We start from the raw sequence: 19,146 nt of genomic DNA on the forward strand, positions 1-19,146 counted from the left end.
TTTAGAAAATTCAATACATAATAACTTAGAAAATCGCGCCAGAATAGCTTTTTTACGACGCAAAAAATTTTTTTATAGCGCAAAAAAATTTTTCGCATAATAAAAAACAGCTTATTTTTTGTATAAAAATAAGCTGTTTTTGTATATTTAGTTTATTATATGCATTTTTTATTGATTATTATACACAAAATTATCTTCTGCACGCATAATCTCTTCGCCAAATAATTGCAATGAAGTACGCAAGATAAGCTCACTTGTCGTTGGTTCCTCCATCCAGCGGTCATCTGGTACGATTTCAAACACGATCATTTCAGCTTGTTTCGATTTGACATTCCCAACCATTTGAATATCATGTTTTAATAACGTTTTTTCATCTCCCGTTATACGGTCTTTGCGAACAACCTCTAATTGAATAAAATCAATTTTTGCTTCATCCTCGCAGCCTTCGATATAAACCGTACCACTTAGATTTTCACCAAATGCGACCTCTGCCTGGTCAACGATGGTCGTAATCTCCATCTCGTCTTTCACAATTTTCGTCGTATACATTGCTATTTCACTCCTGTGTTTTGTCTGTAGCTAGACGTTCTGTTCCCTTATTTTACCGCAAACAAACAAAAAGTGTTAGGGCTATTACTTACCCTAACACCTTTTTTCAATAATTGTCGCGTAATTTTTCCATTTCTTCATCTAATTCATAATGCTTTGATGGATCTGGTTGATATTTATTGTAACGGCGTTTGTACAAGTAAATAATATGCGATACGAATACTTTAAGAACCGCATATCCTGGAATCCCTAGTACAACCCCTGCTACACCAAATAATTTACCACTCACGAGTAAAACAAAAATAATCGTAATCGGATGAATGTGTAACGATTTCCCCATGACCTGAGGTGAAATAAATTTCCCTTCAAGCAATTGCACGACTGTCCATACAATCCCTAACTTAATTAGCATAAATGGTGACGTAACAATCGCAATAATAATCGCTGGTGTAATGGCAATCATTGGTCCTAAATATGGTACAACACTTGTGACCATCGCCAAGATTCCGAGAACAACCGCATAATCCATGCCGATAATTAAAAAGCCGATTGTCATTAAAATCCCAATGCACATGGCTACGATAATCTGGCCTTGAATATAGCCAGAAATTTGTGTATCTGCACGTTTTAGTAATAATGCTGTTTCAGGACGAACTGTTTTCGGTAAAATTTTCACAAAGAATTTTGGTAGTTTTTCACCATCTTTTAATAGATAGAATAAAATGAATGGTGTCGTGACAATCGCTACAACAAGGCTTGTCAATGTTGAAACAAAACCGCCAACCCCTGTCGCAAGTGTCGAGCCAATATCACTTGACCACTCGGTAATTTTTTGTGTAAATTCATTCATTGTTTTATCAACGACACTTGTCACATCTAAGCCAAAGCGGTCCATCGTTGACGTTACAAATGAACTCTTCATAAAGTTTTGGATATTCTCAAAGAGCTGCATAATATATGCCGGAAATTCTCGTACTAAATCTAAAAATTGTTCTTTTACAAATGGGAATACGAGTGTAATTGCAATTGTAATAAGTCCAATAACAGCTAGATAGATAATGAAAATCCCAACGACTTTAGGCGTTCCCCATTTAATCATTAACCGTAAAATTGGTCGTAGTAAATAGAATAAAATACCAGATAAAATAATTGGTACAATAACTGTTTGGAACAGAATCGCTAATGGCTTAAAAACAAATTCAATTTGATCATATACCGCAATAACAATTCCTGCTAAGAGTACTACAAGCATGCCATATAATAAGTTTCGTCCCCCTAGAAATTGAATGAAACGCGTTGCGAAGAAATCTTTTCGTTGTGGTTCATGTGGGTCTTTTTGTTCCATCTAACTCCCCCCTGTGACATTATTTATTGTGTTGGTGTGCTCGTTGTACTGCTTTCCGCTTCTTTCTTTAACGTTTCTGAGCTTTCACCATTGAAGAAGCGTGACATATACTCTTTATTCGCATCCACATTAATATCTAGCACAGAGCCTGCTTGCGGATAACGTCCATATTGATACGTCCCTTTTAGTGGAATCGTCATACGGTCGATGTTCACACCGCCGCCTTTTACGGCATTAAACATTAACCCTACTTGTTGGCTTGTCGTTAGATCCGTTTGAATATAGCCTTCAAGCGCACCAATTAGTTTTGGATAGTTTTTTACATTTGAAGCAGATAATACTTCGTCTTTCAATGCCTCAATCGCTTGTTGCTGGCGTTCTACACGACCAAAATCACCCTCTGCATCATAACGGAAACGTGCAAAGCCCAGTAATTCTTTCCCGTTCAAGCGCTGTGTGCCTTTTTTAAGGCTTACGCCAATATTTTTCGACATGTCATGCGGTACATTTACTTCTACCCCATTTGGTGCTGCAACATCCACTAATTGCTCAAAATTTTTAAAATCAATAATTGCATAGTGATTAACTGTTACGCCAAACATATTATTTAATGTTTGCTGCAGTAAAGAAACGCCACCTAAATAATACGCCGTATTTAATTTATAGCCTGTTTCGTATCCTGGGAAATGACTATAAATGTCGCGCATAAACGATACCATGCGTACATCATTTGTTTCCTGGTTCCAAGAAATGAGCATCATCGTGTCGGAACGTGATTGTTCTTCACCACGCGTATCGATCCCAATTAATAAAATATTTTCAACATTATTAATCGAAGGATCTCCTTTAAATTCAATTTCTTGTTTATTTTCTTTTGACGCGAGATTATGCCCCGCCTTGTATTGGAAATAAAAATATCCCCCTAGTGCAAGCAAAATAGCGAGGAAAAATACGCCAAAGACACGTCCTTTACGCAATTTACGTTTTTTTCTTTTTGCCTGCTGTCTACGCTGTTCTGTCATCGAGAAGCCTCCTTTATTCCTTATATAAACACTAAGAATTATCTTTACTAACGAAAGCAAGTATGTTTACAATGAAAACGTATAAACGCCCTTCTACATATTAGTAGTGATTTGTAGTAGAATCAAGCGTTATCAATCATTCCCCCACGAAGGAGATTTTATAATGACACAGTCAACTTTACACAAAGCCACATTTGCAGGTGGTTGTTTTTGGTGTATGGTCAAACCATTCGTTGAATGGGATGGCATCGAATCCGTTATTTCAGGTTATATGGGCGGTACAGCCGCTACTGCTACGTATGAGCAAGTTAAAAAAGGCACTACGGGGCATAAAGAGGTTGTCCAAATAACCTATGACCCTACTCTGTTTTCATATGAACAATTGCTTGAATTATATTGGCAGCAAGTCGACCCTACTGATGATGAAGGGCAGTTCCAAGACCGCGGTGACAATTACCGTGCAATGATTTTTTATCACGATGAAAAGCAGCGTCAAGCTGCTGAAGCGTCCAAGCAAGCATTAATTGCCAGCAAGCGCTTTGCACAAGTTGTCACACCAATTGTCCCCGCACAAGCCTTTTATAAGGCCGAAGATTATCATCAGGATTTCTATAAGAAGAGTCCACAAGAATATCATGACGACCGGAAGCAATCAGGTCGTGATGACTTTATCGATGCACATTGGCAAAAATAATTCGTTATTAAGACGTATCTATGTATGAAAGGTTCTTTTATGTAGTACCCTCGTCAAAATTTTATAAAACACGCTAGGAGATGGAATATATGGCATTGATTCTGATTATCTTGCCGGTGTTGATCGTCTTTGCGATTGGATATATCGGGCAAAAGAAACTACAGCTTGATATTAAAACGATTTCGACGATGTCTCTTTATTTAATGTCGCCACCACTTGCCTTTCGTACTTTTTATCAAACGCCGATTACAAAAGATTATGCATATATTTTTGCCTTTGCAATTTTACTATGTCTTCTATTATTTATTGTGACATGGTTTGCTTCAAAGAGCTTACGCACGTCGCGTTCAGAGTCTTCTGCCATGATGCTCGGAGCGGTCTTTATGAATAGTGGCAATTACGGCGCACCTGTCGCATTATTTGCATTTGGGAATGAAGGCTTTCATGTCGCCGTCATTATTATGGTCATCCATTCGCTCTTTATGAACTCACTCGGCATTTTCTTTGCATCAATAGGTTCAAAGGACAATGCCTCGGTGAAAGAAGCACTCAAGCAAGTATTTCATATGCCGGTATTATACGGTGCCGTGGCAGGTGTAGCCCTCCAATTACTGCATATTCCAATCCACCAATCGATTATGGATGGTCTTAGCCTCGTCGCCGATGCATCGATTCCGGTTGTCATGCTTGTCCTTGGTATGCAATTAGCATCGATGTCACGTCGTCGTGTCAACTATCCCGTTATGGGTGTTACAAGCGTCATTCGTATTGTTGCGTCGCCACTAATTGCCGCTGCCATTTTATACTTTATGCCACTTGATCCGTTAATTAAATCGGTGCTTATTTTACAAGCGGCGATGCCTGCAGCTGCAAATACAACAATGCTCGCATTGCAATTTGATACAGAGCCAGACCTTGTATCATTCACAACATTTATGACAACGATTGTTAGTATTATTAGCATTCCGGTTGTACTCTTTTTCCTTGGTGTATAGCAGCAGCTGCTGTTGTACACTTTTTATTAGCTTAAAAGGAGGATGTTCATTGAAAGCAATTCCACCATCACTATTATTACTAACCGCCACCTTATTATGGGGTGGAAATTTTGTTATCGGGAAAGCTGTCGCTACTAACTTGCCACCATTCACGCTTGCATTTCTTCGCTGGTGTGTGGCCCTTATCATCTTTTTACCGATCGTTTGGAAGCCCTTAAAGCGTGATTTCAAACAAATCATTCAGCACTGGCCAATTTTACTCCTACTAGGATTTACTGGCGTCGCCGCCTTTAATACACTCGTCTATATTGGCGTTCACTATACGACATCGATTAATGCTTCACTTATGAATATGTTAACGCCGGTGTTCATTTATTTATTAAGTTTTATCTTTTTAAAGGAGCATTTAAATCGCTTTCAGTTAATCGGCACGGCCATGTCATTCATCGGCGTCTGCTTAATTATTTCACATGGTTCTCTTGTATCACTGCTTCATTTCACGTTTAATAAGGGCGACGTTATCGTCATTATTGCGGTCATTTTGTGGAGTATTTATTCACTTCTAGTTAAACAATACGCAACGCGCCTTCCCGGACAAGCGACCTTTTTTCTGTCGATTGTCATCGGCACGATTATGCTCGCACCATTTTTCATTTATGAGCAAATAACTGTCACAGCAGCAATTGTCTGGAATGGCTTAAGCTTTTTTGCGATCTTTTACACCGGTATTTTCGCATCAATCATTGCCTTTTTAGCATGGAATACTGGTGTCGTTCGTTACGGAGCGAACCGCGCTGGTATTTATTTAAACTTCATTCCGGTATTTGCATCTATTTTCGCTGTGGCTTTTTTAGATGAATCCCTACTATGGTCCCAAATCGCTGGTGGCTTGTTTGTTATCGCAGGCGTTTATACAACGAGCTTGCATCTTAAAAAGTCTTTCGCATCTTCTGAAAAATAATTTTTACCGCGCAAACCACCGCCCTACATACATTTGATGATTTTTCGCAAAAAAAATTTTCTATTATACAAACTTTTCATCGTGCCAAAACGTTTAATTATTACAAGAAAAGGTTATGAATAACTATAAGACAAGCATGACCTACAAGGAGGCGTTTAAGATGAAAAAAATGACAAAAACATTCGGTACTATCGCATTATCGCTAGGATTACTTTCAACGACCATCGCGACAGGCACTGTGAATGCAGCAACGTATGATACCGCATCAATTAAGGATTTCCGTACTGTACATACGCAGACTTCGGTATATTCTAAACCATCGCAAACAGCCAAAAAAGTAGGCTCACTTCGTTCAACGGAAGCAGTTGTTATTAACAAAAATGTGGCAAATGGTTGGACGAAAATCCGTTTCGGTTTTGAGACAGGATATGTGAAAACATCCGCGCTAAAAAAAGCGGCTGCGAACACGTCTACATCATACGCAAAAAATATTTCAAAAAAATATACGTATGCAATGCCACAAAACAAAGGCTCTGAATTCACAACACAATATGTTGCACAATTTAAAAAGGCAATGGCGTATAACGACTCATCTGTTAACTTCTGGTTCTATAATTCTGAGCCAGATGCACAAGGGGTAACAGAGTACGATACAGCGAAAGGTTTATATGTTGGGAATGTGGATACAGGAAAGCTAGAGCTAGCTGTCCCATACCCAGCGAAAAAAGGCACTTCATTTAAAGGCTTTGATCATAAAAAGTCAGTTGTATTTTCGACAACAGCTACTGTAAAACTTCACGGTAAAACATATAAAAACGTCGTTATCATTAAAAATGGCGGCCAACAATATTACTACGCACCAAACAAGGGGCTAATCCAATTACGTGAAAATGGGAAGGCACTTGTTAAATTAGTAAAATAACGCAAAAACGTTAAAGAGGCTTGGTTGCGACCAGCCTCTTTTTTTGTTGCGCACGACGCCTCAATTGTACGCGCTGTGGTATAATGAGCACTATGTTTAAAGAAAGGCGTGAACACGTTGAAATTAAAAAATTTACCAAAAAAAATTGGTCACTATGATAAAGTTCACTTAATCTCGCATACAGATTTAGATGGCGTTGGACCCTCAATCGTCTTGCAAGCTTATGGCATTATGCACGAAGCTGATTTTGTTGAAACACGTAAAGTCGATGAAGCAGTCCTTGCTCGTTTAGAGGAGCTTCAAGATAATGAATTATTAATCATTACCGATTTAAGTGTAAGTGAAGAAGTCGCTGAAGCGATTACGAAAGTAAACAAAGAACCAAATGCACGCTTTGTTTGCCTTATTGACCATCATGCCTCTGCTCTTTATTTAAATGATTACTCATGGGCATCTGAGATTCCTCTATTAGATGACATTAAAATGTCTGCTACTACATTAATTTTCAAATACTTAGATGAGGCTGGCTATGTGGTCAATCCTCAGTCTCAAGAAGAAGATGCAGAAGTCATCGATTATAGCCCACAGCAAATTGCTGTATTCTTTGATCGTTTAGCACGCTTCGTTGAAAATGTACGTCTATACGATACATGGGATTGGCACGCATTAAAAATTCAAGAAGCTGCTGACTTAAATACGATTTTCTATGCACGTCGACGCCATGAATTCATTAAAGACCGTTTTAACTACATCTTAACTGGCCAACTATTTACAGAAGCCGATGACACGTACTTAACGTTCTCAAAAGATGAATTACGCAAAGTGTTGAAGAAAAAAGAAAAACAACTCGTTATTGTAAAAGACTATTCATTAGAAGGCCATGACACACCACTTAATATCGGTGTTGTTGAAACCGATTCGTATATTAGCGAACTTGGCAATCATTTAGCGGAAAAATTCGCTGAAGAAATTGATTGCGTCTTTATTGTTAGTCTTGTTAAAAATCGTGTATCCCTTCGTTCAATTGGCAAAGCAGTCAATTTATCAGAAGTAGCGAAGCACTATAATGGTGGCGGACACCCTAATGCATCAGGCTGTGACCTATCAGCACTTGGTATGGACTTTATCGTTGCCATCCAAAATGCACCGAAAGCTATTAAAAAATAGTAATTTTACAAAAAACGGCACTATCCCATTATTTTCATTCACATTTTGGACAAAATTTGATTTTAAGAGAAAACCGCGCTGCAATGCGGTTTTCTCTTATTTTTAGGTAAAATGAAACCGTTTACTTTTGTCAGAAAATAAAAAAATTATATGTTAGGGCTAGCGGAATGTGTCTATTTTGTGTAAAAATGTACGTAGGTAATTGAATTAGGATTTAATTACATCAATACGTGAATTCATCGGATGAATTAGCATATTTAAGTCATCCATCGTGGCATCCATATCTTTATACATAAAGAGGTCCACAGTAATTAATGACCGTGTCATTAAATATCTTTTTTAGGGGGAGTTATTGTGAAAGAACAAATCGCAAAACGCTTAGGCATTAAAGGATTAGAAGAAAAAGTAATGACTGCTAGTGAAGCTGCTGCACTTATCGTAGACGGTACTGTTGTAGGTATGTCAGGCTTCACACGTGCTGGTGACGCGAAAGTCGTTCCTATGGCATTAGTAGAACGCGCTAAAAACGAACAAATTAAAATTGATGTATACACTGGTGCTTCATTAGGTCCAGAAGTTGATAATCACTTAGCTGCTGCTGGTGTTATTAACAAACGTGGTCCTTTCCAAGGTGACCGTGTAATGCGTAACTTAATCAACACTGGTGAAATCACTTATGTCGATGCCCACCTTTCTCACAACGCTGAGTTAGTTCGTCAAGGTGTTATCGGTCCAATTAAACACGCAATCATTGAAGCTGTAGCAATCACTGAAGATGGTTACTTAATCCCAACAACTTCAGTTGGTAACTCACCAATCTTCGCTGATTACGCTGAAAACATCATCGTAGAATTAAACATTACACACCCAGAAACATTAATCGGTATCCACGATATTTATGTTCCAGGTGAACAAGGTAAACGTGAACCATTCCCAATCACAAACGCTGACCAACGTATTGGTACAAAAGGTATCAAAATTGATCCTGCAAAAATCCAAGCAATCGTTATTTCTGAAGAGCCAGATGCACCTTCATTAATCGTTCCTCCAGACGAAGAAACACAAAAAATGGCGGACCAATTATTAGAGTTCTTCCAATCTGAAATTGATGCTGGTCGTTTAACAAAAGAATTAATGCCTCTACAATCAGGCGTAGGTTCTGTAGCAAACGCTGTACTTGATGGCTTTGCAAACTCAGATTTCGAAAACTTAGTCGTATCTTCAGAAGTACTTCAAGATGCTGTATTCAACTTAATCGATGCTGGTAAAGTACGCTTCGCAGCGGCAACTTCTATCACATTAACTGAAGAGCTACAACAAAAAGTGTACGGTAACTTAGAAGCATACGCTGACAAGATTTTACTTCGTCCACAAGAAATCTCAAACCACCCAGAACTTATCCGTCGTTTGGGCTTAATCTCGATCAACACTGCACTTGAGTTAGATATCTACGGCAACGTAAACTCTACTCACGTATCAGGTACAAAAATGATGAACGGTATCGGCGGTTCTGGTGACTTCGCACGTAACGCTCGTCTTGGTATCTTCGTAACAAAATCATACGCTAAAGGCGGCGACGTTTCTTCAATCGTGCCAATGGTTTCTCACGTTGACCACACTGAACATGACGTTGATGTTATCGTTACAGAACAAGGTATCGCAGACTTACGTGGCCTAGCTCCAAAAGAACGCGTTCCATTAATCATCGAAAACTGTGCACACCCAGATTTCAAAGAACAATTATGGGATTACTACAACCGTGCAGTTGAAAAATTAGGTAACGTACAAACGCCTCACATCTTAGAGGAAGCTTTATCTTGGCACGTAAACCTAGCTGAAAACAAAACAATGAAAAAAGAAGTAGCAAAATAATTTCTTTTTATTAAATGAGAAGCTGTCGAAATCGACAGCTTCTTTTTTCATGCACTATCCCTACTATTTCAAGCGAAACGCTATCTTGAAAACATTGTGCATGTTATAATGGAATCATTGTGAAAAAGGGAGGAACATAACTACATGATTCAAGTAAGTAATGTAGGTCTTCGCTATGGCGATCGTAAGCTATTCGAAGATGTTAATATCAAATTTACACCAGGTAACTGTTACGGTTTAATCGGCGCAAATGGCGCAGGTAAATCAACATTCTTAAAAATTCTTTCTGGCGAAATCGAAGCGCAAGAAGGTAACGTTAGTATGAATCCAGGTGAACGTCTTACTGTTTTAAAACAAAATCACTTTGAATACGAAGAGTTTACCGTTTTAGAAACAGTGATGATGGGTCACAAACGATTATATGAAGTTATGCAAGAGAAAAATGCTATCTACATGAAAGATCCATTCACAGATGAAGATGGTATCCGCGCAGCTGAACTTGAAGGCGAATTCGCTGACATGAACGGTTGGGAAGCGGAATCAGATGCCGCTATCCTATTACAAGGTCTTGGTATCTCAGATTCAATGCACTATATGAAAATGGCTGAACTGACTGGTTCTGAAAAAGTTAAAGTGTTATTAGCTCAAGCACTATTCGGCAAACCCGATGTACTATTACTAGATGAACCTACCAACCACTTGGACTTAAAAGCGATCCAATGGTTAGAAGAATTTTTAATTAACTTTGAAAACACAGTCATCGTCGTATCCCATGACCGTCACTTCTTAAATAAAGTTTGTACACATATCGCTGACCTTGATTACTCAAAAATCCAAATTTACGTTGGTAACTACGATTTCTGGTATGAATCAAGTCAATTAGCACAAAAAATGTTAAACGATCAAAACAAGAAAAAAGAAGAAAAAATTAAAGAGTTACAAGCATTCGTTGCACGTTTCTCTGCTAATGCTTCTAAATCTAAACAAGCAACATCTCGTAAAAAAATGTTAGACAAAATCGAATTAGATGATATTCGTCCATCAAGCCGCAAATATCCATTCATTAACTTCACAATGGAACGCGAAATTGGGAATGACGTATTAACTGTAGAAGGTTTAGGTAAAACGATTGAAGGCGAGCAACAATTTAAAGATGTCCGCTTATCAATCAACCCTGAAGACAAAGTCATCCTTCTTGGTAATCCAATCGCGAAAACAGCATTCTTAAAAATTATTGCTGGTGAGGACGAAGATTACGAAGGTACATTCAAATGGGGTGTAACAACTTCTCAAAACTACTTCCCTCTTGATAATGAAGAATTCTTCCAAGGTTCTGAAAAAACACTAGTGGAATGGTTACGTCAATTCTCACCAGAAGACGAAACAGAAACATTCTTACGTGGTTTCTTAGGCCGTATGCTATTTAGTGGTGACGAAGTGAAGAAAAATCCTTCTGTTCTTTCAGGTGGCGAAAAAGTACGTTGCATGCTTTCTCGCATGATGCTTTCTCATGCAAACGTATTACTATTAGATGAACCTACTAACCACCTTGATCTTGAATCAATCCAAGCATTAAACGAAGGATTAATCAACTTTAAAGGTGCGATGATCTTTACATCTCATGACCATCAGTTCATCCAAACAATTGCGAATCGTGTAATTGAAATCCGTGAAGACGGTTCAATCTTAGATAAACAATTATCATATGATGATTTCCTTGATTGGAAAGAAGAAAACAAATTAAACTAAACGCTAAAAAAAGAGGCTGGGACAAAACACGTCATTTTCCTTTTTGAGCGTTCGCAACGAAAAACCGGAACCGCGCTACAGCGCGATTCCGGTTTTTCTTATGCTCATATGAACGGTTGTTTTTATACATATGTCCCAGCCTCTTTTTAATTTGTTATCGGTAGTTAAACTGGTAAAAGCTTGGTGTGCGCGTTTCAAGCTCACAGACGCAGTGGTAAGGGTAGGTCACATGTAAAATAGACGCTTCCTCTACTGGTGCTCCATTATTTAATGCATTTAGCTTGCGCTCCATTTCAGCAAATGAACGTTTTACTGATGCTCCGCAATGTTTACAATAAATTTCTACTTCATAAACACCCTGGCTTTCATAAAAGGCGGTATCTAAATAGATATTGGAAAAGGTCCCATTGCTTGATACTTTAACGAGTGGATGATTAAAAAATACTTTCATTTTATTTGTCGTATCTTTGGCGATATTTTTCACTTTACTTTTCACTTCTAAGCGCTTCGTTAACTTCTCATCTGGTAATTTAATGAATGTTACTTTTGAATCGAAGCTCATTTTAATTTCCGACATACAATTCCCCCTAATCATCCTTATTACTCTCATTATATGGAAAAGTAAAATGTTCTACAATGCTCTATACAAAATAAAAAGGAATCGCGTCATAACGCAACTCCTCGAATGATTTATGAAGCACGATGGCTACGACGACCTGTAAATAGATCGATAAAATAAGCCAGTGCAATAAAGCCATGTACAAACCAGCTAACAATCGGAATCCATGTAAATAATGTGGCAATAATCGCTAAAATCGGTACAACCTTTGAATCACCTGTTGCAAAACGGAAGGCTAAAATGACACAGTGAATAATAAATGCTGTTGTAATCGTTGCAAAGCCCGTTCCCCACGTCACGATATCACTCAAAACAGGGATGGCAAAAAAGAATTCATATAAAAAACCGACAATCGTTGGTAATAAAAACATTGCGTTCACTCCTTTTTATTCGCTATACATAACTATACGAATGAAGTACTTAAAGGTTTCAATCAATTTCTGTTACAAACCCATATTTTGAAATACCGACGATATGCTCCGTTTCAATGTATTGTTCCACTGTTATGACACCGAGTGCAAGTAGAAACATCATCATGGCAAACATCCATACTATAATTTTCTTTTTCATTGTTCAACCTCTCTGCCTTAATAAGATAAGCATAGAACAATATTAAGTCTATTATGTGTCAATTGCTGAGAAATTTTGTATACTATTAGTAGAACGTGCAAGGAGGCTATTACAATGGTTCGCATTCAAACAGAACAACGTGAACAAATGCGTCAATTTCGTGTAGAAATGACACGTTTTATGATGGCGTATAAATTTGCGCTTGATGAAATGGATACGAAAGTTCGCATTTTAAAAGAGGAATTTCAGTTAATGCATGAATACAATCCAATCGAACATGTGAATACGCGCTTAAAATCACCCGAAAGTATTTTGAAAAAGGTTGCAAAACGCAATCTTCCTTATACACTAGATGCTATTAAAGAGAGTCTAACCGATATTGCTGGCATACGTATTATTTGCTCATTCGTATCAGATATTTATCGCTTAAAAGAAATGTTTGAGCGTCAAAGTGACTTAGAAATTGTTGAAGTAAAAGACTATATTGCACATCCAAAAGAAAATGGTTACCAAAGTTTACACATGATTTTAAAAGTACCGGTCTTCTTATCTGATCGTGAGGAACATGTCTGTGTAGAACTCCAAATCCGTACCATTGCAATGGATTTTTGGGCATCACTTGAGCATAAAATCTATTATAAATACAATAAGCAAATCCCTAAGCGCTTAACAGATGAATTGAAGGAAGCAGCTATTGCAGCAGCACAACTTGATTATAAAATGGAAAGTTTAAACCAAGAAATTAATATTTTAAAACAACAGGATCATGCAAATGAGGAACCGATCTCTAGTAACGGAGAAGCACTAAAAATTTTATCTGCATTAAAACAAATTGGTCTTTACGAACAAGCATAATAAAACACCGGTATTGTCTATTCAGACGGTGCCGGTGTTTTATTCGTCGTTTCATAAATGAATGGACGTGACGACCATTCTTGTCTATGTAATGCCCCTTCAAGGAGCGAAATCGATGTTATGCTTCCTCTAAAAAACGATAGCCTTGCTCATCCATCGCTTTTTTCAACGTTGTAAATGCTTTTGGTCCAATACCATGTAAACGTTGTAGTTTTGTTGCTGAAATGGACTGTAAATCTTCCAATTTATACAGTTCTGCCGTATGTAACGCACGAATTGCAGGGCGCGCAACACCTTCTGGCCAATGATTCATTGTACGAATATCCTCCTTTAAAATTAGGCATATGCCTACAACCCCAAGCTCAATTCACAAAAACGTGCATATAAAAACAACGACCTACAAGAGTATGTCGTAAAAGTATATGTTTTTTTAGCTATACGTTAAGTTGAGAAATGAATTATTTAGTAGATAGTTATCTATGGGGATTTAATGGCGTCCACTGTGTTACTAGAACCCATTAAATAATGAATGTGTAGTATAACAAAATACTTCTTACAAGTTCACTATTTTAGCACATTTTTTCTATTTTACGAACAAGGAATGTTGTTTTTTTTGAAAAAAAATGGCTTTTTTTATAAAATGTCAAGATGTGTTCATAATTTTAGTTTTTTTTGGCAATCATTCTATTTTTACACTCTTCTAGTGAATCCATGAACTAGATAACAATATGTACACTGTTATTTTTTGACGCATAAGTTATCATTGATTTACACTAAAGAGGATAGAAAAAAATCGCTTCGTCCGTTAATAAATGATTGGAGGCTCCACAGATGAATATTTTTTGGTATGTGAATATTATTGCGATGATTGCTTATATTGCGCTATTTTATTATAAATGGAAAAAACCAGCTGCATTTTCACATAATGTATTGTATCTATTATTAGTTTTCGCAATCGTATCTTATTTTATCGCAGAAGGACCTTATCCACTTGCACGTGCTGTGGCATTTTTCGTATTATTAATACTTGATTTAACCTTATTATTACAGCAAAAGCAGCATAAACAACCATAAGAAAAAGCAGGAATGTACGTTCCTGCTTTTTCTTATACAAACGCATCTTTAGAACGAATACTTGTAAAATACTTACTTAATTCTTCACTATAATGGGCTGCATCAATATAAGGTACAAATAATTCGTTTGCACGGCGTTTCGTGTCCTTTGTAGCATTTGACGTAGCAATACATAGCGCATCACGACATTCAAAATAAGCGCGACCTGTTGCAAAATTTTCAATTTCTGTCATCGTCAATATTTGTGTTACGCCACCAAGCATAAAAGCAAAACGTCCTTCATTTGAATTCGCAATTAGATGCACACCATAATCTTCTGAAGGTGGTTTTTCGATATCATTAAAGCCAATTTGCTCTAAATAAAAAATCAACGCTTCAAGTGCCTGTTCATGTGTACAGTTTTCTAGCGATGCACGCATAATCATCAACGGTACTGAAGCATCTTTCTTAGTAGGCTTTGGCTCTTTAGGTAGTTCTTGTTTTTCACGTGATTGTCTCGTGCGAATTGAATTTTTATAAAGAACTCGAAGAGCATCTGCAAATAAATATACACCCGCCACAATAAATAAACCTAAAAGAATACTCGTCCATCGTGTCGTCCATGCATAATGCATTGCCTGCATTATTTTGTGTCCATACGTATTTCCCGACATAAAAAAAGCAAAGAGTAAAGGGCAAATCGCAGCATAGAATATTAATCCAAATGACAGTATTAACTGAAGCCATACTGAATGTAATGATGTAGCAGCGCGCTTTATTTGCTCATCGCTCGTCAACATTGTTGACTCTTGGTGATGTATTGATTTTTGTTTGTTCATCAAGTTCACCCTTTACTTTATCATCCTCTCAAGTATACAAGACAAAAAATACGGGCTCATGAGATAAACAACTTAATTTTAAGGTTTTTTTAATAGTTATAAAAACATACTTATTTTATATTATTTACTTTTACATGATATTTTTTAATCATTTTATGATTTTTTTATAAAAGTAACTATTAATAACCACATCATACGTATTCATTTTTTAGTTATTTATACCGTTTTTTAAATAACAGGCTTTTCTACGGTCAATTGCAGTGACTCGATTGTCAGTGGTAATGCATCAACTACTGTTTGTGATAATGTATAATCGGTCGCTACAATTTCTGGTAATTGCAACGCTTCGTCAATGACCTTTACATAATCTAATGGTAATGATGCGATATTTGCGATACTTGCTTGTAAACGCAATTGTTGCTTCGCATCTAAATGCTGCTTTGTCATCGGCACAATTGTGGGTAAGAATTGATTTAAAAGGGCCTGTGCCTCACATAATCCATCAAAGCGCTTTAGACGATGAATCGCTTTAAAACGCTTTGTCGGGCCACTCGGAACAGCATAGTTAATCGCTTCTACCCGCTCACTTAAGCTTGCTAGCTCGGCATTTACGACTTCTTGAAGACGTTGCGCTATCAGTGGCAATGCCTCAATAACGGCCTCCTCATAACGTTTTGTACGCTTATAAGCATCAAGCATTTGCGCACGAATCACCGGTAATTCAGCACGAATACGTTGTAAGCGCTCATTATGCTCTTTTGTAAATAAATTCAGCATTAATTTACTGCGCGATTTGCGCTCTAGCGTCTCTAATTCTACCTTTACTTCATTATATTGTTGCTGCACACGGCGATAATAATGAACCGCTTCTAAATAGTCATTACTCACCGTGACAAATTCTAATAAAATATGTTCCTTAATAAATGATTGATGCTTAATAAACTGCACGACTTGGTATAAAGTTTGTGCGTTCATATATTGTGTCACAACTCGACCTGCACGTTGTTTTAATGCATCAAATTCCTCACTATCATGGGAAGGGACTTGTTCTAATTGCGTAATCTCATGCTCTAATTGCTGACGTGCTTCTAAATATGGATCTCGTTGTAATAGATTTGAAATTTCCGTATAAAAGCGTTCTAGCCATTGTAATAGGCGATCGGCTAATTTTACAATACGTATTTTATTGTATTGTTCATTTTCTAGTAATGTTTCTTGAATTTTCGCTGTGTCAGATTCGGCAATAACAGCTCTAAAAGGACTTTCTTCAATTGTTAAAGGTTCTTTACTAATCGCTAGTGGTTGAAAGCCCATTTTTGAAAGGCGCTTTAATAAACGCTTTTCAGACGGTGTCATATCTATCTCTTCTAGTAACCAGTAAATATCATCCGCGCGGCGTAATACACTTGGCGGAATAAATAGCGCATGCTCTTTTGACATCGCTGGCACATCAATGAGCGATACGTGCTCTAATAAAGGTTCATTTAAAAAGACATCAACATAATCAAGTGCTTCCTGAAGTAAATGAGCACCTTCACTTGCCATCGATGTAAAGAGCGCTAAATGTCTCAAATCAAATGATGCTACTTGTCCATCTAAAAAATGGGCATCTAAACGCTCCTCTAAGCCAGCGCGAATAATTGAGACACTAACAACAGCGCCCTTCTCAAGTAATAGTGGCATTAACGGACGCTGCAGCTGATTATTAATGAATGTTGCTTGCCGTTCACTATCACTGCTTAGTACTAACACTTTTTTTGGTTGCTTTATATCATCGATAATAATACTTAAAATTTGTGCACTACGCTTTACATAGGATGTTTCTTTAATTAATTGATATAAGTCTTTTAACTGCTTGATGACATTATCAAAAAATTGTTTTTGTTGCTCATATGTTGGCATATTTTCCGCGTTTGTTTGTTCAATCTTCATGTGCTACCTCTCCATCCATGCAAATCTCTATCTAATTAGTATGCGTAAATTCTTATTTATTTCGCACTACTTTATGTCTACTTTTTTTATCGGCATAATACGTCATACTTATCGTTAAAATTTTAATTTAGAACCTATATACCCAAAAAATATTTTGTAACACGTATGTTTTTAGTTCTTTTAAAATTAAATGGATGTGTTTTCTCCTATTTATTTTTTACAAATAGAAAAAGAGTAGCCATCATCCACTAAGAATGATGGCTACTCTTTTATTATTACGCGTGTGCGGGTGCATTTGCATGGAAGTTTGTACCGTCTGTTGTTGCTGTCACAACGCCAATACGGACAACGAAATCACCGAAGTGCTCTCCTTCTTCACGCTCTGTCGCATAGCGATTAAGCAATGTCGTAAGCTCTGCTAAAATACGTTCTTCATCGATATTTTCTAAATACATTTTACTTAGGCGGTCACCGATAAATGAAGCACCTAAGTACATATTATAACGCCCTGGCCCTTTACCGATAAAGCCAATTTCAGCCATTGCGGCACGAGAGCAGCCATTTGGGCAACCTGACATACGAATAACGATTTCCTCTTCGTGAAGACCCGCTTCGTCAATGATAGCATCAATTTTCGTAATTAAACCTGGTAAATAGCGCTCTGCCTCTGCCATCGCAAGACCACATGTCGGCAGTGATACACATGCAATCGAATTACGGCGAATCGCTGAGTAGTGCTTACCATCTGTTAAGTTATAATCTTCAATTAATTTTTGAATGACGCGTTTTTTCTGTGGTGTCACGTTCGCAATCATTAAGTTTTGGTTCGCAGTCATACGGAATTCCCCAGTATGTACTTTGGCAATTTCACGAATACCTGTCATCAGTGGGTAGCCGTCGACATCTTTAATACGACCATTTTCGATAAATAATGTGAAATGCCATTTACCGTCTGTGCCCTTCGTCCAACCATAATCATCTCCGCGGCTTTCAAATACTGCCTCACGTGTTGGTTCAACGTCATAACCTAAACGACGGTTTAACTCTTCTTTAAACCATTCGATACCTACTCGGTCAATCGTATATTTGAATCGTGCGTTTTTACGGTTTGTACGGTTCCCGTAGTCACGTTGAATCGTTAAGATTTTTTCACATGTATCAACGATTTTTTCTTTTGCCACATAGCCAATCGTACGTGCTAGTTGTGGATACGTTTCTTGTTCACCATGTGTCATCCCCATACCCCCACCGACAGCGATGTTAAAGCCTTGTAGCTCGCCATCTTCTACGATAGCAATCAAGCCAATATCTTGTGAATAAACATCGACATCATTGCTTGGTGGGACAGCTAAACCGATTTTGAATTTACGTGGTAAGTAATGCTCACCATAAATCGGTTCAATATCTGGTGTACCGGCTACTTTTTCACCGTCTAACCAAATTTCGTGATACGCCTGTGTGCGGGGCAATAAATGCTCACTGATTTGTGCGGCATAATCATAGATTTCTGCGTGTGTTGCGGATTGATGCGGATTGACACCATTCATAACATTACGGTTTACGTCCCCACATGCTGCAAGTGAATCAAGCAATACGGAATCCATTTTTTGCATGAATGTTTTCACATTCCATTTTACAATGCCATGAATTTGGAATGCTTGACGCGTCGTCACTTTCAATGTACCATTCCCGATCGTATTTGCCGCTTCATCCATCATTAACCATTGTTCTGGTGTTGCCGTCCCCCCTGGTGTACGTACACGCACCATGAATTGATACGATGGCTCTAATTTTTTCTTTTGACGTGTTAAGCGTTCATCACGGTTGTCTTGCATATAGCTACCATGGAATTTGATTAGCTGTGTATCCATCTCTGGAATTTTCCCTGACAATGGCTCTTTAAACGATTGCTCGATTGTTCCACGTAGGAAATTACTTTCGTCTTTAAAAATTTCATTTGCACTCGGTTTGCCTTGCGGTGCTTCTACTTTCTTCGTCATGG

19 protein-coding genes are annotated in these 19,146 nt (G+C 37.7%); 9 read left to right on the forward strand and 10 right to left on the reverse strand.

Going from position 1 to position 19,146, the window contains the following annotated elements:
- Positions 1–168: 168 nt before the first annotated feature.
- From QI30_RS06910 to QI30_RS06920, 3 genes are all read right to left on the reverse strand, one after another.
- Positions 169–549: a sporulation protein gene (locus QI30_RS06910; protein WP_126990198.1), complete on the reverse strand. Its 381-nt coding sequence runs from the start codon at positions 547–549 to the stop codon at positions 169–171.
- 106 nt (positions 550–655) lie between these two features.
- A complete protein-coding gene (locus tag QI30_RS06915) occupies positions 656–1,894 on the reverse strand; it encodes an AI-2E family transporter (protein WP_126990199.1) in 1,239 nt (412 codons plus the stop codon).
- A 23-nt stretch (positions 1,895–1,917) separates the two neighbouring features.
- Positions 1,918–2,916, reverse strand: a complete 999-nt coding sequence (locus QI30_RS06920; protein WP_126990200.1) for an LCP family protein — start codon at positions 2,914–2,916, stop codon at positions 1,918–1,920.
- A gap of 163 nt (positions 2,917–3,079) precedes the next feature.
- Between QI30_RS06920 and msrA the strand changes: the two genes are divergently transcribed.
- From msrA to QI30_RS06955, 7 genes are all read left to right on the forward strand, one after another.
- Positions 3,080–3,610, forward strand: coding sequence for a peptide-methionine (S)-S-oxide reductase MsrA (msrA, locus tag QI30_RS06925; protein WP_126990201.1), 531 nt, complete (start codon positions 3,080–3,082; stop codon positions 3,608–3,610).
- Between the two features lie 89 nt (positions 3,611–3,699).
- Positions 3,700–4,605 carry an AEC family transporter gene (locus QI30_RS06930; RefSeq protein ID WP_126990202.1) on the forward strand — a complete coding sequence of 302 codons (906 nt, stop codon included), beginning with the start codon at positions 3,700–3,702 and terminating at the stop codon, positions 4,603–4,605.
- Between the two features lie 49 nt (positions 4,606–4,654).
- On the forward strand, positions 4,655–5,566 hold the full coding sequence (locus QI30_RS06935) for a DMT family transporter (protein WP_126990203.1): 912 nt from the start codon (positions 4,655–4,657) through the stop codon (positions 5,564–5,566).
- A 160-nt stretch (positions 5,567–5,726) separates the two neighbouring features.
- Positions 5,727–6,488 (forward strand): SH3 domain-containing protein, encoded by a 762-nt coding sequence (locus tag QI30_RS06940; RefSeq protein WP_126990204.1) that lies wholly within the window; start codon positions 5,727–5,729, stop codon positions 6,486–6,488.
- Between the two features lie 108 nt (positions 6,489–6,596).
- The gene (locus tag QI30_RS06945) at positions 6,597–7,655 is read left to right on the forward strand and encodes a DHH family phosphoesterase (protein ID WP_233600541.1); all 1,059 of its coding nucleotides are present in this window, start codon (positions 6,597–6,599) and stop codon (positions 7,653–7,655) included.
- Between the two features lie 354 nt (positions 7,656–8,009).
- The gene (locus tag QI30_RS06950; protein ID WP_126990206.1) at positions 8,010–9,527 is read left to right on the forward strand and encodes a succinate CoA transferase; all 1,518 of its coding nucleotides are present in this window, start codon (positions 8,010–8,012) and stop codon (positions 9,525–9,527) included.
- Between the two features lie 144 nt (positions 9,528–9,671).
- A complete protein-coding gene (locus tag QI30_RS06955; protein ID WP_126990207.1) occupies positions 9,672–11,276 on the forward strand; it encodes an ABC-F family ATP-binding cassette domain-containing protein in 1,605 nt (534 codons plus the stop codon).
- Between the two features lie 154 nt (positions 11,277–11,430).
- Here QI30_RS06955 and QI30_RS06960 read toward each other — a convergent pair whose 3' ends face one another.
- The 3 genes from QI30_RS06960 to QI30_RS20360 all read right to left on the reverse strand — a co-directional run bounded on the left by QI30_RS06960 (position 11,431) and on the right by QI30_RS20360 (position 12,465).
- Positions 11,431–11,853 (reverse strand): hypothetical protein, encoded by a 423-nt coding sequence (locus tag QI30_RS06960; protein WP_126990208.1) that lies wholly within the window; start codon positions 11,851–11,853, stop codon positions 11,431–11,433.
- Between the two features lie 113 nt (positions 11,854–11,966).
- Entirely contained in the window at positions 11,967–12,266 is a 300-nt protein-coding gene (locus tag QI30_RS06965) for a hypothetical protein (RefSeq protein ID WP_126990209.1), read from the reverse strand.
- A gap of 58 nt (positions 12,267–12,324) precedes the next feature.
- Positions 12,325–12,465: a hypothetical protein gene (locus tag QI30_RS20360; protein WP_158620981.1), complete on the reverse strand. Its 141-nt coding sequence runs from the start codon at positions 12,463–12,465 to the stop codon at positions 12,325–12,327.
- A 114-nt stretch (positions 12,466–12,579) separates the two neighbouring features.
- Here QI30_RS20360 and QI30_RS06970 point away from each other — a divergent pair, with 114 nt between their 5' ends.
- Entirely contained in the window at positions 12,580–13,320 is a 741-nt protein-coding gene (locus QI30_RS06970; protein WP_126990210.1) for a GTP pyrophosphokinase, read from the forward strand.
- A 118-nt stretch (positions 13,321–13,438) separates the two neighbouring features.
- Here QI30_RS06970 and QI30_RS06975 read toward each other — a convergent pair whose 3' ends face one another.
- Positions 13,439–13,633: a hypothetical protein gene (locus QI30_RS06975; protein ID WP_126990211.1), complete on the reverse strand. Its 195-nt coding sequence runs from the start codon at positions 13,631–13,633 to the stop codon at positions 13,439–13,441.
- Between the two features lie 518 nt (positions 13,634–14,151).
- On the opposite strand from QI30_RS06975, the gene QI30_RS06980 reads away from it, so the two are divergent.
- Positions 14,152–14,394, forward strand: a complete 243-nt coding sequence (locus QI30_RS06980) for a hypothetical protein (RefSeq protein ID WP_126990212.1) — start codon at positions 14,152–14,154, stop codon at positions 14,392–14,394.
- A gap of 32 nt (positions 14,395–14,426) precedes the next feature.
- On the opposite strand, the gene QI30_RS06985 is transcribed toward QI30_RS06980, so the two are convergent.
- From QI30_RS06985 to cysI, 3 genes are all read right to left on the reverse strand, one after another.
- Positions 14,427–15,212 carry a hypothetical protein gene (locus tag QI30_RS06985; RefSeq protein ID WP_126990213.1) on the reverse strand — a complete coding sequence of 262 codons (786 nt, stop codon included), beginning with the start codon at positions 15,210–15,212 and terminating at the stop codon, positions 14,427–14,429.
- A 228-nt stretch (positions 15,213–15,440) separates the two neighbouring features.
- Positions 15,441–17,144, reverse strand: a complete 1,704-nt coding sequence (locus QI30_RS06990; RefSeq protein WP_126990214.1) for a hypothetical protein — start codon at positions 17,142–17,144, stop codon at positions 15,441–15,443.
- A gap of 275 nt (positions 17,145–17,419) precedes the next feature.
- Positions 17,420–19,144 (reverse strand): assimilatory sulfite reductase (NADPH) hemoprotein subunit, encoded by a 1,725-nt coding sequence (gene cysI / locus QI30_RS06995; protein ID WP_126990215.1) that lies wholly within the window; start codon positions 19,142–19,144, stop codon positions 17,420–17,422.
- Between the last annotated feature and the right edge of the window lie 2 nt (positions 19,145–19,146).

It is taken from the genome of Candidatus Kurthia intestinigallinarum (assembly GCF_003991225.1).
GTDB lineage: Bacteria > Bacillota > Bacilli > Bacillales_A > Planococcaceae > Kurthia > Kurthia populi.

What these genes read in the sequence shown, in the direction of transcription:
- QI30_RS06910 (WP_126990198.1), bottom strand. Translation starts at nt 549, where the DNA reads ATGTATACGACGAAAATTGTGAAAGACGAGATGGAGATTACGACCATC.
- QI30_RS06915 (WP_126990199.1), bottom strand. Translation starts at nt 1,894, where the DNA reads ATGGAACAAAAAGACCCACATGAACCACAACGAAAAGATTTCTTCGCA.
- QI30_RS06920 (WP_126990200.1), bottom strand. Translation starts at nt 2,916, where the DNA reads ATGACAGAACAGCGTAGACAGCAGGCAAAAAGAAAAAAACGTAAATTG.
- msrA (WP_126990201.1), top strand. Translation starts at nt 3,080, where the DNA reads ATGACACAGTCAACTTTACACAAAGCCACATTTGCAGGTGGTTGTTTT.
- QI30_RS06930 (WP_126990202.1), top strand. Translation starts at nt 3,700, where the DNA reads ATGGCATTGATTCTGATTATCTTGCCGGTGTTGATCGTCTTTGCGATT.
- QI30_RS06940 (WP_126990204.1), top strand. Translation starts at nt 5,727, where the DNA reads ATGAAAAAAATGACAAAAACATTCGGTACTATCGCATTATCGCTAGGA.
- QI30_RS06955 (WP_126990207.1), top strand. Translation starts at nt 9,672, where the DNA reads ATGATTCAAGTAAGTAATGTAGGTCTTCGCTATGGCGATCGTAAGCTA.
- QI30_RS06960 (WP_126990208.1), bottom strand. Translation starts at nt 11,853, where the DNA reads ATGTCGGAAATTAAAATGAGCTTCGATTCAAAAGTAACATTCATTAAA.
- QI30_RS06965 (WP_126990209.1), bottom strand. Translation starts at nt 12,266, where the DNA reads ATGTTTTTATTACCAACGATTGTCGGTTTTTTATATGAATTCTTTTTT.
- QI30_RS20360 (WP_158620981.1), bottom strand. Translation starts at nt 12,465, where the DNA reads ATGAAAAAGAAAATTATAGTATGGATGTTTGCCATGATGATGTTTCTA.
- QI30_RS06970 (WP_126990210.1), top strand. Translation starts at nt 12,580, where the DNA reads ATGGTTCGCATTCAAACAGAACAACGTGAACAAATGCGTCAATTTCGT.
- QI30_RS06975 (WP_126990211.1), bottom strand. Translation starts at nt 13,633, where the DNA reads ATGAATCATTGGCCAGAAGGTGTTGCGCGCCCTGCAATTCGTGCGTTA.
- QI30_RS06980 (WP_126990212.1), top strand. Translation starts at nt 14,152, where the DNA reads ATGAATATTTTTTGGTATGTGAATATTATTGCGATGATTGCTTATATT.
- QI30_RS06985 (WP_126990213.1), bottom strand. Translation starts at nt 15,212, where the DNA reads ATGAACAAACAAAAATCAATACATCACCAAGAGTCAACAATGTTGACG.
- QI30_RS06990 (WP_126990214.1), bottom strand. Translation starts at nt 17,144, where the DNA reads ATGAAGATTGAACAAACAAACGCGGAAAATATGCCAACATATGAGCAA.
- cysI (WP_126990215.1), bottom strand. Translation starts at nt 19,144, where the DNA reads ATGACGAAGAAAGTAGAAGCACCGCAAGGCAAACCGAGTGCAAATGAA.